Source organism: Pseudomonas fluorescens (assembly GCF_902497895.1).
Taxonomy (GTDB): Bacteria; Pseudomonadota; Gammaproteobacteria; order Pseudomonadales; family Pseudomonadaceae; genus Aquipseudomonas; species Aquipseudomonas fluorescens_BP.
On sequence record NZ_CABVHQ010000074.1, the window covers coordinates 15,207 to 28,041 of the forward strand.

Below are 12,835 nucleotides of genomic sequence, written 5' to 3' on the forward strand. Positions count from 1 at the left end.
GTGCCTTTTTCTGGCAGCCCTGGCGCCTGGCGGCGAGTCGTCATGCTTTCTGCCTGAATCAGCACAATGATTTCCGAGGTATGACTCTTTTGCTGAGGGCTCAGCGCTGTATTCACAAGTACACTTATGACCACGCGTCTGAATGAATACAGTTGCTTGAGTTTCAGGGTTGATTTCTCTAGGCTTGCCGAGGAATATAAGCATCTCTAGACATATGAATACAGCAGGTGATGTGATGGACATTGGTTACATTCGGGTCAGCTCGGTGGATCAGAACACCGTCAGGCAGCTCGATGGCGTGGCCCTGGACAAAGTGTTCACTGATAAGGTCAGCGGTGGCACCGTAGACCGGCCTCAGCTCGCGGAGATGCGACGATCTCTTCGCGCTGGTGATACCCTACACGTTCACTCTATCGACCGCCTTGCACGCTCTCTGGCGGATCTGCTGGCACTGGTCGAGGAATTCACCAAGCAGCGGGTGAAGGTGAAGTTTCACAAGGAGGATCTGACGTTCACTGGTTCCGATGACAAGTACCAGAACCTGATGCTGCAGATGATGGGCGCAGTGGCACAGTTTGAGAGGTCCATGATCCGAGAACGCCAGGCCGAAGGTATTGCCAAGGCCAAGGAAGCAGGCGTCTACGAGCGCAGGGCTAAGGCTGCGGACCATGCGGCGATTCGAGTGGCGGTGGAGAGTGGCTTGTCCTTCCGGGCTGCAGCCAAGGATCTGGGCGTCTCGCTGTCTACGGTTCAGCGGGTGATGCGGGGATAGCTGTACGGATGCACAGTGATGGCACAAGGGGCTATTAGTCCACAACCTAATAGCCCCCCTACAACCCCCGGAATAGAGCGGTCGGTACAAAGGCGTTATTAGCTTATTAGTTCGTTTTCATTAGGGTGGTTTTATATATTTATACTCTCTCTCTCTCTCTCTCTCTCTTTATCTATCTCAAAGTAATAAAAGTAATAAAAGTAATAGAAAGCACCTGTGCTGAGCGCTCTACCTCAAGCCTCCCCAGCTTTTATTACCTGTGCCTGCCCGTGCCAGCCAACCTAATAATTCCCCACCCCAACCTAATAACCTCTCCTAAGCTGTGCCATCATTGCCCACCCGAAGCCGCCAAGATCCGAGCACCGCGACCTATCCTTCCACCCCTCCCCGCCAAGATCGCAGCACCCGCCACCACGCCCACAAAACCGTGCAGTTAGGCTTTGCCTAACGCCCGTCAGGGGAACCCTGACTGTGACCCTAACCGTATACGCCAAGCGCATAGTCCGCCGTCATGTCCACCGACACGCCCGAGCTAGAGCCTTTGTGCTAGGCAGCCAGGTAAAAACACAAAGACGTGAAGGACACGTCCTTGCGCCGCCCGCTGAAATTGTCCCAGTCGCGGTCGGACTGGAACGGGTCAGCGTCGAATTGCTTTTGGGTCAGGCCGCCTGGCATGTCGGCACTGGCGTCGTAGTAGTGGAAATTCAGCGAGAAATCATCCTTATCGGTCGGCGCCCAGTGGGTCTTGAGGATTACGTCGTCGATGTCGTTGTCGTTGTTGCTTTTGCGGTAGCCGTCGCCATTCACGCCCGAGTAGAGCAAGGCCACGCCCATACCGTTATCCGCGGTGCCGCCGAGGAACGCCGTGTCGATGTGCTTCCAGCCACCGCGTTGGGAGGTTTCCAGGGTGCTGCCGACTTCACCGGAGAACTTCTCGGGGATCGCCCGGGTCACGAAATTGATCACCCCGCCGACGTTCTGCGGCCCGTAACGTACGGAACCGGCACCCCGGACCACGTCGATGCTGTCGAGGTTGCCGGAAGAAATCGGCGCCATGGACAACTGCGGTTGGCCATAAGGAGCAAAGGCCGCCGGCACGCCGTCAATCAACACAGTGGAGCGCGGCGACAGGCGCGAAGTGAGCCCGCGCACGCCGACGTTCAGCGAAATGTCACTGCCGCCGGTGCCGTTGGCTTCCTGGACTTGCACACCGGGAACCCGGCGCAGCACATCGCCGACGTTCATCGCGCCCTGCTCGACCATCGCTTCGCGGCGGATCACCGTGCGCGCGCCGGGGTGGTTCTGCACCACGGCTTGATCGGCATCGGCGAGCCAGTCACCGACCACCTTGATGTCGGTGACGCCCAACTCCAGCGGGCCGTTTGGCGCCGTGGAAGCGGCTGAAGGGGACGGACTCAAGGTCACCGAGCCGGCATCGATCTGATAGTCCAGGCCACTGCCTTCAAGCAATTGACGCAGCGCCTGTTCCGGCGACAGGTTGCCATCCACGGCCGGCGCCTGCTTGCCGGCCACCAGTTGCGGGTTGAAGAACACTTGCAGCGACGTTTGCTGACCCAGCTGGCTCAGGGCTTCGCCCAAGGGCTGAGCCGGGATGTGAATGTTGCCGGGTGCCTGCTCGGCATGAGCCAGCGGCATGCCCGCGCTGACCGCCAGGGCCAGCGCCAATGGCAGCCAACGAAAAGACCGCGTGGCGGGATTGTTGTTTTTAACGTCGAGGTTCTTCACGTCGAACTTTGTCCTGTTGATCACAAATGTGTGCGCCTGTTAATGCAAACCAGTTGCAGTTGGACAAGAAGACGAAGAACTCGAAAAAAACCTGAATCTATCGCGCAATTATTTCCTGACTGCCATCGTCAAGGGTTCGCACCGCCACCGGCAGGATGCTCGGCAAGGCCTTGAGTAGCGCGTCGGTGTCGGCGGATTTGAACACGCTGGTCAGGCGTAAATTGCCCACCGCGGGACTGGAGACGCGCAGGGGTTTGTCCCGATAACGCGATACTTCATGGGCCACTTCAGTCAGGCTGGCGTTGTTGAACACCAGCTTGCCGCTGCGCCAGGCCGTGAGCTCCCGAGGGTTGACCGCATAAGCCGCGGCCACTTGGCCCTGTGCATTGACGCGGGTGCCGAGGCCGGCGGTCAGGCTAACGAACTTTGCGTCGTCGGCCTCGCTGCCTTGCACCTTGACCGTCCCCGACTCGACCACCACCCGGGTTTCAGCCTCATCGCGGCGCACGTCGAAGCGCGTCCCGGTCACCGTGACCTTGCCGGACCCGGCGGCGACGACAAAGGGCCGACGGCTGTCGTGCTCGACACTGAACATCGCTTCGCCCTGGGTGAGTTCGATGCCGCGTCGGTCCGTTTCATAACGCACTTGAACCCGGCTGCGGCTGTTCAAATCGATCATCGAACCGTCCGGCAACTCCACCTGACGACGCTCGCCGAGGGCTGTGGAGAACTCGGCGGTGTAGGCCGCCGGCTGGTTCAAGCCGTTGAACAAGCCCAGACCGAGGGCCACCGCGAGCACACTGGCCGCCACCGCATAACGTATCAGTGGGCGGCGTTTGGCGCGAGTCGGTGGGGTGTCACACAATGCCTGCAAACGCGCCCTGGGCAGCAGGTCGGTAGCCGTCCAGAGCTTTTTCAGCAATAGAAATTCATCCCGATGCTGAGGGTGCTCCTCCAGCCAGGCCCCGAAGCGCAGATGATCTTCGGCGCTCACCGGCTGATCCTGTAGACGCACGAACCACAGCGCCGCTTCATCGCGAACTGTCATCGAACCGCACGCACAATCACCCGTCTCCATCATGGAATGTCCTGTTTGGCGGTGGGAGAAAAATCACGGCAGCTCATTGGCTCAGTCCATCGAGGCGGTCGCGCAGATGCCGCAGGGTGCGGATCATATACTTTTCCACCATGTTTTTAGACAGCCCCAGGCGGTCGGCGATTTCCGCCTGGGTCAGGCCTTCGATCTTCTGCCAGACAAACACCTTGCGGCAGTTGACGGGGAGCTCGGTGAGCGCCCGCTCGATGGAGTCAGCCAGCTGGATCGCGTGCATGAAATGCTCCGGATTGCCGCTGGGCGGCGAACTCTGATGAATCGCTTCCAGTTCCATGGCCCCGCGCCGATCTTCACGCCGATAAGCGTCCACCGCGATATTGCGCGCGGTTTGATGCAGATACGCCCGTGGCTGCTCGACTGTCGCCGACACGGACTCGAGCACCCGCACGAAAGTGTCATGGGCCAGATCCTCGGCCTGCTGACGATTTCTCAGCCGCCGCGTCCAGGTGCCGATCAACTCTTCGTAGTGCTCGAAAAAGCCTGGTCTGCGGGGCAGCTTGGGGGTCATCGCGGTGTGCTATGGAGGCGGGGCCTGAATAGTAATGCTTCCTATTAAGCCGGGCAATTCATTCGCGTTGGTAGTCGCTCCGCTCGTCGCGTTTTTCTCGGCTGCCCCCCGCCCTGGAGTGATACAAACCTCAAGCGCGCCTATGCTTAATGAGTACCAAAGACGTTCACAGGCCAGTTTCGCCTGTGCCGGGAAGACCGCTGCAGAGCGTGGTTATCCCGGATTGTCCCCTCTCGATGTGGACAGGCATCCGGACATTTGCAGTCCACCTCGAAGTGACCCAAGAGGAGAAAAGAAATGTCCAACTCAGTGAAGAAAATGCCCATCAGCTCTGGAGAGAAAACCAGTCGGCAACCTACCGCTCTGGACCCATGGCGGCCATTCGATAGGCTGCGCCAGCAGGTCGACCATCTGTTCGAAGATTTCGGTCGAGGCTCGGCGCTTTCTCCTTTCAGCCGCAGCGCTTTCGATCTCGAGACGTTCTGGCGCAGGGAATTGATCGGTCACGGCCAACCCGCGGTGGATATCGCCGAGAAAGAGAAAAGCTATGAAATCAGCGCCGAACTTCCCGGCATGGATGAAAAAAACATCGAGATCAAGCTATCTGACGAGTCCATGACGATCAGAGGCGAAAAGAAAGAAGACCGGGAAGAGAACCGCAAAGGCTATCACCTCTCCGAACGCCGTTATGGCTCATTCGAAAGGGTCTTCAACTTGCCCAAGGGAGTCGATGTCGACAGGATCGAAGCTCATTTCAGCAAAGGCGTGCTGACGGTGTCGCTGCCGAAAAAAGCCGAGGCCATGAAGTCGGAAAAAGTCGTGCAGATCAAGGCCGACTGAAACCATGAACGGCCTTGCCCCTTGTCGGGAGACTGGCAAGGGGCTTTTGCTTGACCGCAGCAACCCTCCTCATGTCACCGCTGATCTACAGTCAATCTTGTAACCTTCTCTGGAGAAGACCCATGCGTGCCATGGTGTTACAGGCCCCTGGCGAGCCACTGCAATTGCAGGAACGTCCGGTGCCGGCCCCCGCAGCTCACCAACTGCTGATCAAGGTGCTGGCGTGTGGGGTCTGCCGTACCGATCTGCACCTGCTCGATGGCGACTTGCCGCAAGCCGTATTGCCGAGGGTTCCCGGTCATGAAATTGTCGGTCAGGTGCTGGCCGTCGGCTCGCAGGTGGCGCCTTACTGGATCGGCAGACGGGTTGGTGTGCCTTGGCTGGGTTGGGCCTGCGGACACTGCGCTTTTTGCCTGGCAGGACGGGAAAACCTGTGCAATCAGGCACTTTTCACCGGCTGCCAGATCGATGGCGGTTATGCCGACTACACCCTCGCCGATGCGCGTTTTTGCCTGTCGATTCCGGCCGCACTGGCGCCTGTCGAGGCTGCCCCGCTACTGTGTGCCGGGCTGATCGGTTATCGCGCCTTGCGGCTGGCGGGAGCAGCGCAACGACTAGGCCTCTATGGTTTTGGCGCCGCCGCCCATTTGCTCATCCAACTCGCGCTGGCGCGTGGTCAGCAGGTCTATGCCTTTACCCGCCCTGGTGATACACAAGGCCAGGATTACGCGCGCAAACTCGGCGCAGTCTGGGCCGGGTCTTCGGAGCAACTGCCACCGCAGCCGCTGGACGCCGCACTGATCTTCGCCTCCGTCGGCGCCCTGATCCCCCTGGCGCTGGCAGCCACGATCAAGGGCGGCTGTGTGATTTGCGCCGGCATCCATATGAGCGATATTCCGGCTTTCCCTTATCAACTGCTATGGGGCGAACGGATACTGCGTTCGGTGGCCAATCTGACCCGCGAGGACGGCAAGGCGTTCTTCGCCGAAATCAGTCATACCCCGGTTCGTTCCCACGTCACCCGCTTTGCCCTGATAGACGCCAACTCAGCCCTGGACTACCTGCGACAGGGAAAGGTCAAAGGGGCGATCGTGCTGACGCCATGAGCGGTCGGCGACTCCTGCCGAAGAATGCCAGCACCAGCGCCAGGCCTCCACAAGCCACCAAGGTCCAGCCCAACGCCTGGCTCCAGCCGGCCAGCATCAGGCCGGCACCGATCATCAGGTAGTACATCAAACCCAGCAATGCCCCGGCGGTGCCCAGCCGATCGCTGTAGTTCGCCAGCGCCGAGCCGAGGATGTTCGGGATCGCCATGCCGAACGCCAACACCACCAGCAGCATCGGCAGGACGAACCAGGCGCTGCCTTGCAACGCCTGCACCGCAATGCCCCCGACCAGCGCCACCGCCGCCGCCAACGTCACTAGCTGCTCGCTGCTGAATCCGCGCTTGAGCAGACGCTTGTTCATCCAGGCGCCAAAGCCGGAACCCAAGGCCAGAATCACTCCGCTGTAACCGAACACATCCGCTCCAAGACCCAGACGCTGAAAGACAAACGGCCCGAGGCTGTAGTAGCTGAACAGGGCAATGTTGAACAGCGCAATCAAGATGGCCGAGCGCCAGAGCTTCGGGTCCTGGAGCATCAACCCCAGGGTGCCGAAAAGCGAGGGTCTGACCAGCGTTGGCGGGCGGGTTTCCGGCAGCGCCACGCTGCACCAGCCCAACAGGATCAGCGCGAGCATCAGCAAGCAGGCCAGCACGCCTCGATAACCCAAGGCATCGACCAGACTCGCTCCTGCAAACAGTCCGATCGCCGGGCTGGCGGCCAAGGCAATGCCCATCACCGAAAAGACCTGCGCCAGTTCTGTTCCCTTGAAGCGGTCACGCAGCAGGGTTTGTGTCACTACCGATGCGACCGCCGCGCCAAAAGCGGCCAACCCCTGGGCAGCCAACAGCCCGCTGAAGGTGCTGACACTCAGGCCAATAATGGATGCCACGGCATACAGGAGCAGCCCGGCGAGCATCGACGGACGCCGACCGATCCCATCGCAGACCCGCCCCCACACCACGACGCCCAAGGCGAACGCCAGAAAATACACCGACAGGATTTGCGCAGCCATTGGCGGGCTGACGGCGAACGCTCGAGCGATATCAGAAAGCGCGGGGCTATAAAGGGTTTGGGCAATTTGCGGAAACATCAGCAAAGCGACCGCCAATACCAGCAGTTTGTTGGAATTCATCAGGGGAATACTCAGAAGAAAAGATTGCTGGTGATTTTAAAGAAACGTGATTGACGTATTATGCGAACCAAGCCAATTAACATCTAAAATCGGACAACCCATGGCATGGCTCGACGCCCAGGCGCGGTTTGACCCGGATAGCTACCCAGCCCCGGTGATCGGTATTGCCGCCATCCTTGGCGACCATGACTCCGGCCTGCATCAGCACGCTCGGGGGCAACTGCTGTTCACCCAACAAGGCTGCACCCGCATCACCTTGGCAAACCAACTCTGCCTGTTACCGCCGTCAAGAGTGGCGTGGATTCCACCGGGGGTAACTCATCGTGCCGTGATGCATCAAAGCGTGGACTATCGATCGATTTACCTGAGCCCTGAACTGTCCAGCGAACTGCCGCCACAGGTCAGCGTACGGGAAGTCAGCCCACTGCTACGGGCGGTGCTGGAACCCATGGCTATGGCCGACTTCGATACCGACTGGAATCAAGGCAAGTACGCTCATCTACTGGCGCTGTGCCTGAGTGAAATTCGCGAGGCCGCGCAGCAGCCGATGCTGCTGCCATTGCCACGGGACAAACGCCTGGCAGCACTGCTCGCCGCACCCGAACAGCTGCCTCCGGAGCTTCAGGTGTTGGTGACCCGGGTCGGCGCCAGCAGTAAAACCATCGGGCGGATCTTTCAACGGGAAACCGGTATGGGCTACCAGCAATGGCGCCAACAATGGCGTTTGATGCGTGCGATTGAGCTGCTCGCCACCGGCCGCAGCATCGCCTACAGCGCTTTCGAACTGGGTTTTGCCAGCGACAGCGTGTTCATTGCCTTTTTCAAGGGCATGACCGGCACCACACCCAAGGCCTGGTTCAAATAACGTCTCGTTGGCGTGCACCTGACGATTGGCAGGAAATTTACTTGTGACGGAATATTACATGCGTCATATTATGCGCGTAATATTAGTCTGAATCCACAGGTGCCCTGCCATGACCAGCTTCACTGCAGTTGAAGAACCCGGCGTCGCTGCCGCATTGACCCCACCGCGGCCGGTCCTGTTCAAGCGCCTGCTGCTGATGCTGCTGGTGGCTGCCGCGCTGGGGCTGATCGGGCTCTACGGACTGCATTGGTGGACCAGCGGACGCTTTATCGAAGACACCGACGATGCCTATATAGGCGGCGATGTCACGGTGATCGGGCCGAAAGTGCCCGGTTATATCGAGCAGGTGCTGGTGACCGACAACCAACAGGTACATGCCGGTGACCTGCTGATTCGCCTCGACTCTCGGGACTACCGCGCCAGCCTGGCCAAGGCCGAGGGTGCGGTGGCCGCGGAGGAAGCCTTGCTGGCCAACCTCGATGCCACCGAACAACTGCAGCATGCGGTGATCGCTCAGGCCCGGGCCGGGATTGACGCGACCGGCGCGGAGATGTCCCGTTCCCGGGACGATAATGCGCGCTACAAGCGCCTGGTCGGCAGCTCCGCGGTGTCGGTGGAAAGCACGCAACGGGCCGATGCCACCTTCAAGACCGCGCAAGCCCTCAGTGCCCGGGCGCAGGCCGAACTGCTCGCCAGCCAGCGGCAACTGATGGTGATCGCCACCCAAAAGCAGCAGGCCAGAGCGGCGTTGATCCAGGCCCAGGCCGAACGTGATATCACTCGCTTGAACCTTGGCTACACCGAATTGCGCGCGCCGATCGACGGGGTGATCGGCAACCGCCGGGCACGGGTCGGTGCCTATGCCCAGGCCGGTTCGCAATTGCTCTCGGTGGTGCCGGCCAGCGGCCTGTGGGTCGATGCCAATTTCAAGGAAGATCAACTGGCGCACATGCTGCCTGGCCAGCGGGTCAGCATCCACGCCGACGTGCTGCCCGGGCGGGAATTCCACGGTCATCTGGACAGCCTGGCACCCGCCACTGGCGCGCAGTTCAGTGTGCTGCCGCCGGAAAACGCCACCGGCAACTTCACCAAAATCGTCCAGCGGGTGCCGGTGCGCATCATCCTTGACCCGGCCGACGCGGTGTTGGGGCAACTGCGTCCGGGCCTCTCGGTGACGGCCTCGGTCGACACCAAAGCCGAGCACAAACCAGCCTCCCCTGCGCTAACCCAGGCCAGCGCACCATGAGTCGCGCTCTCGCCGCCCCGGCTCAACCTTTCGATGCCGCGACCATGGCCACCGCGACCAAAGTCTTCGCCTTCGCCACCATGTGCATCGGCATGTTCATTGCCCTGCTGGATATCCAGATCGTCTCGGCCTCACTGCGCGACATCGGCGGCGGGCTCTCGGCCGGCACCGATGAAACCGCCTGGGTGCAGACCAGTTACCTGATCGCCGAAATCATCGTCATCCCGCTCTCGGGCTGGCTGTCCCGGGTGTTTTCCACGCGCTGGCTGTTTTGCGCCTCGGCGGTCGGATTCACCCTGGCCAGCCTGCTCTGCGGCGCGGCCTGGAACATCCAGAGCATGATTGCCTTTCGCGCGCTGCAAGGGTTTCTCGGCGGTTCGATGATTCCGCTGGTGTTCACCACTGCGTTCTTTTTCTTTACCGGCAAGCAACGGGTGATCGCCGCCGCCACCATCGGTGCCGTGGCGTCCCTGGCACCGACCCTGGGGCCGGTGATCGGCGGCTGGATCACCGACATCTCGTCCTGGCACTGGCTGTTCTACATTAATCTGGTACCGGGGATTTTCGTCGCGGTAGCGGTGCCGATGCTGGTGAAAATCGATCAACCGGAACTGTCGCTGCTCAAGGGCGCCGACTACCTGAGCATGCTGTTCATGGCGCTGTTTCTGGGTTGTCTGCAATACACTCTCGAAGAAGGTCCGCGCTGGAACTGGTTCAACGACAGCACCATTCTCAGCACCGCGTGGATCTCCGGGCTGGCCGGCCTGGCCTTTATCGGCCGCACCTTGCACGTGGCCAATCCGATCGTCGATCTGCGCGCCTTGAAAGATCGCAACTTTGCCTTGGGTTGTTTCTTTTCCTTCGTGACCGGGATCGGCCTGTTCGCAACCATTTACCTGACGCCACTGTTCCTCGGCCGGGTGCGCGGCTACAGCGCCCTGGACATCGGCCTGGCAGTGTTTTCCACCGGCGTCTTCCAGATCCTGGCGATTCCGCTGTATGCCTTTCTAGCCAACCGTATTGACCTGCGCTGGATCATGATGACCGGGCTTGGATTGTTTGCCTTGTCGATGTGGGATTTCAGCCCGATTACCCATGACTGGGGAGCCAGGGAGCTGATGCTGCCGCAAGCCTTGCGCGGTATCGCCCAGCAACTGGCCGTACCACCGGCCGTGACCCTGACCCTCGGCGGGCTGGCCCCGTCCCGGTTGAAACATGCTTCGGGGCTGTTCAATCTGATGCGCAACCTCGGTGGCGCAATCGGTATCGCCGCCTGCGCGACCATCCTCAACGACCGCACCAACCTGCACTTCACCCGGCTGGCGGAGCACTTGAACAGCAGCAATGAAGCGCTTAACCAATGGCTGACGCAGGTGGGCAGCAACTTCGCTGCCCTGGGTTTGAGCGGCGACCAGGGCGTCACCGCCAGCCTGCATCAGCTATGGCTGCTGACCTACCGCGAAGCTCAGACGCAAACCTATGGCGATGCGTTTCTGATGATCATGGCTTGCTTCATCATCGCCACGGCGATGGTGCCCTTGATGCACAAGGTGCAACCACCGGCAGCGCCGTCTGCCGATGGCCATTGAGCCTCGGGGTTACTCCTGGGGGAACTTGCGAAAGCCCACCGCAAGACGGTTCCAGCTATTGATGGTGTTAATCGCCATGGTCAGGTCGACCATTTCACTGGCGCTGAATTCGGCGCTCAGCAATGCGTAGTCTTCATCCGGCGCGTGGGTTTCGCTCAGACGGGTCAAGGCCTCGGTCCAGGCCAGGGCGGCACGTTCGCGCGGGGTGAAGAACGGTGTTTCACGCCAGACCGACACCGCATACAACCGGCGCTCGGTTTCACCGCCCTTGCGCGCGTAAGCGGTGTGCATGTCGACGCAGAAGGCGCAGCCGTTGATTTGCGAAGCGCGCAACTTGACCAGCTCGATCAGTTTCTTTTCCAGCGGCAGTTTCGACACTGCATTTTCCAACGCCAGCATGGCTTTGAAGGCGTCCGGCGAAGCGGTGTAGAAATCGAGACGAGGTTGCATGGTGTGCTCCATAACAAGTGGGGTGCAGCTACGTTAGCCCCGCCTGTGGTTTGCACAAATAGCCAATTATTGGGAAGTTGAGGATGCCAATTACCGCGGACGAGCCAACCTCGGGTACCTGTCAACTCTGACAGTAGCCAGAGTTTTTTTTTCAAGGTCTACTTGGCAAACAACGTGAACATCCGCGAAAAAACCGGCTAATGCCCTATGCGCAGTGCCTTCATTGCTTGCCTGAGTATCGTCTGATGAACTCGCCCACCATCAACCCACGAATTCTCGGCGAAGCCACTGACTGGCTGGTGCAGCTGCACTGCGGCGCGGCCACATCCGCCGACCATCAGGCGATCCAGCAGTGGCGCAGCCGAAGCGCCGAGCACGCCGAGGCCTGGCAACGGGCCGAAGCAATCCTCGGGGACTTTCGTAATGTGCCAACCAGTATTGCCGTGCCAAACTTGCAGCGGGCCGCTCGCAGCGTAGACCTCAGCCGCCGTCAGACCCTACACCGCCTGGGTCTGCTATTGATGGCCGGGCCACTGGGTATTGCCTGGCAGCACACGCAGTGGGAGCAGTGGACGGCCGATCATCGGACTGCCGTGGGTGAACAGAAGAATCTGCAACTACCAGATGACAGCCAGGTGCTACTGAACACCGCAAGCTCGGTGAACATCGCCTTTTCTACCAAGGAGCGTCGGCTCCGGGTACTCGCCGGCGAAGTGCTGATCAGGACCACCAAGGACTCCAGCGCCCGGCCGTTTATCGTCGAAACTCCGCAAGGCACCGCACAGGCCTTGGGCACGCGCTTCTGCGTACGGATCAACGGTTCACGCAGCCAGCTCTCGGTGCTCGAAGGCGCGGTGCAAGTCCTGCCGCAACTGATGAGCCAGGGGCCGACGGTGAATGCCGGTGAGCGCCTGAGCTTTAAATTGAACCGGGTCGAACCGCTGGAAAGCTTCGATGTCAGTGCGCTGACCTGGGACAAAGGCATGCTGATGGCCAACAACATACGCCTGGATGAATTGCTCGGCGAGCTGGCGCGCTATCGGCCAGGGGTATTGCGTTGCCATCCGGATGTGGCCGCTGTGCGAGTCTGCGGGGCGTTTTCCCTGCGTGACAGCGACGCCAACCTGCGCCTGCTCAGTGACACCCTGCCGCTGAAAGTCAGCAGCCTGACGCGCTATTGGGTGTCGGTGGAACCACGGGTTTGAGGGACATTTCTTGAAGGTCCTGCGGACCGGCAACGGTGGATTTCTGATAGACCGGGTCGCCTTCATTCGCGGGCAAGCCCGCTTGGTCACAAAGATAATGCCCCCTGTAGGAGCGTAATGCTGTTCACTTAAGAAAATGGATGGCGGCCTGAAAGCCGACCGGGTTTTTTCTTTGGTGTACATATCCGTTTCTGCGGTAACGGCCACTTATGGTTCCGCTCTTACAGCGGGTCACTTGGAAAAGCCCCAAGTAACCAAGGGC

Annotated in this window: 11 protein-coding genes and 1 pseudogene; 7 read left to right on the plus strand and 5 right to left on the minus strand. The window is 60.2% G+C overall.

What is annotated here, in order from left to right; genetic code table 11:
- Positions 1-235 precede the first annotated feature (235 nt).
- Positions 236-772: a recombinase family protein gene (locus F8N21_RS25990; protein ID WP_191624409.1), complete on the plus strand. Its 537-nt coding sequence runs from the start codon at positions 236-238 to the stop codon at positions 770-772.
- A gap of 579 nt (positions 773-1,351) precedes the next feature.
- On the opposite strand, the pseudogene F8N21_RS25995 reads toward F8N21_RS25990, so the two are convergent.
- The 3 genes and pseudogenes from F8N21_RS25995 to F8N21_RS26005 all read right to left on the minus strand — a co-directional run.
- Positions 1,352-2,518, minus strand: a pseudogene (locus tag F8N21_RS25995) (TonB-dependent receptor plug domain-containing protein); the annotation flags it as partial.
- A 97-nt stretch (positions 2,519-2,615) separates the two neighbouring features.
- Complete coding sequence (locus tag F8N21_RS26000) at positions 2,616-3,599, minus strand: FecR family protein (protein WP_150644855.1); 984 nt, start codon at positions 3,597-3,599, stop codon at positions 2,616-2,618.
- 40 nt (positions 3,600-3,639) lie between these two features.
- Complete coding sequence (locus F8N21_RS26005; RefSeq protein WP_150644856.1) at positions 3,640-4,140, minus strand: sigma-70 family RNA polymerase sigma factor; 501 nt, start codon at positions 4,138-4,140, stop codon at positions 3,640-3,642.
- A 297-nt stretch (positions 4,141-4,437) separates the two neighbouring features.
- Between F8N21_RS26005 and F8N21_RS26010 the strand changes: the two genes are divergently transcribed.
- Entirely contained in the window at positions 4,438-4,980 is a 543-nt protein-coding gene (locus tag F8N21_RS26010; RefSeq protein WP_150644857.1) for an Hsp20/alpha crystallin family protein, read from the plus strand.
- A gap of 122 nt (positions 4,981-5,102) precedes the next feature.
- Positions 5,103-6,086 carry a zinc-dependent alcohol dehydrogenase family protein gene (locus tag F8N21_RS26015; protein ID WP_150644858.1) on the plus strand — a complete coding sequence of 328 codons (984 nt, stop codon included), beginning with the start codon at positions 5,103-5,105 and terminating at the stop codon, positions 6,084-6,086.
- On the opposite strand, the gene F8N21_RS26020 is transcribed toward F8N21_RS26015, so the two are convergent.
- Positions 6,058-7,218, minus strand: coding sequence for an MFS transporter (locus F8N21_RS26020; RefSeq protein WP_150644859.1), 1,161 nt, complete (start codon positions 7,216-7,218; stop codon positions 6,058-6,060). The genes F8N21_RS26015 and F8N21_RS26020 overlap by 29 nt on opposite strands.
- A 100-nt stretch (positions 7,219-7,318) precedes the next feature.
- Between F8N21_RS26020 and F8N21_RS26025 the strand changes: the two genes are divergently transcribed.
- The 3 genes from F8N21_RS26025 (at position 7,319) to F8N21_RS26035 (ending at position 10,918) form a co-directional block, all read left to right on the plus strand.
- Positions 7,319-8,083, plus strand: coding sequence for an AraC family transcriptional regulator (locus F8N21_RS26025; RefSeq protein ID WP_150644860.1), 765 nt, complete (start codon positions 7,319-7,321; stop codon positions 8,081-8,083).
- 109 nt (positions 8,084-8,192) lie between these two features.
- Complete coding sequence (locus F8N21_RS26030) at positions 8,193-9,329, plus strand: HlyD family secretion protein (RefSeq protein ID WP_150644861.1); 1,137 nt, start codon at positions 8,193-8,195, stop codon at positions 9,327-9,329.
- Positions 9,326-10,918 (plus strand): DHA2 family efflux MFS transporter permease subunit, encoded by a 1,593-nt coding sequence (locus F8N21_RS26035; protein ID WP_150644862.1) that lies wholly within the window; start codon positions 9,326-9,328, stop codon positions 10,916-10,918. The genes F8N21_RS26030 and F8N21_RS26035 overlap by 4 nt, the downstream gene beginning before the upstream one ends.
- 9 nt (positions 10,919-10,927) lie before the next feature.
- Here the strand turns inward: F8N21_RS26035 and F8N21_RS26040 are convergent, their stop codons facing one another.
- A complete protein-coding gene (locus F8N21_RS26040; RefSeq protein ID WP_150644863.1) occupies positions 10,928-11,368 on the minus strand; it encodes a carboxymuconolactone decarboxylase family protein in 441 nt (146 codons plus the stop codon).
- 245 nt (positions 11,369-11,613) lie between these two features.
- On the opposite strand from F8N21_RS26040, the gene F8N21_RS26045 reads away from it, so the two are divergent.
- Positions 11,614-12,573 carry a FecR domain-containing protein gene (locus tag F8N21_RS26045; protein WP_150644864.1) on the plus strand — a complete coding sequence of 320 codons (960 nt, stop codon included), beginning with the start codon at positions 11,614-11,616 and terminating at the stop codon, positions 12,571-12,573.
- Positions 12,574-12,835: the final 262 nt, after the last annotated feature.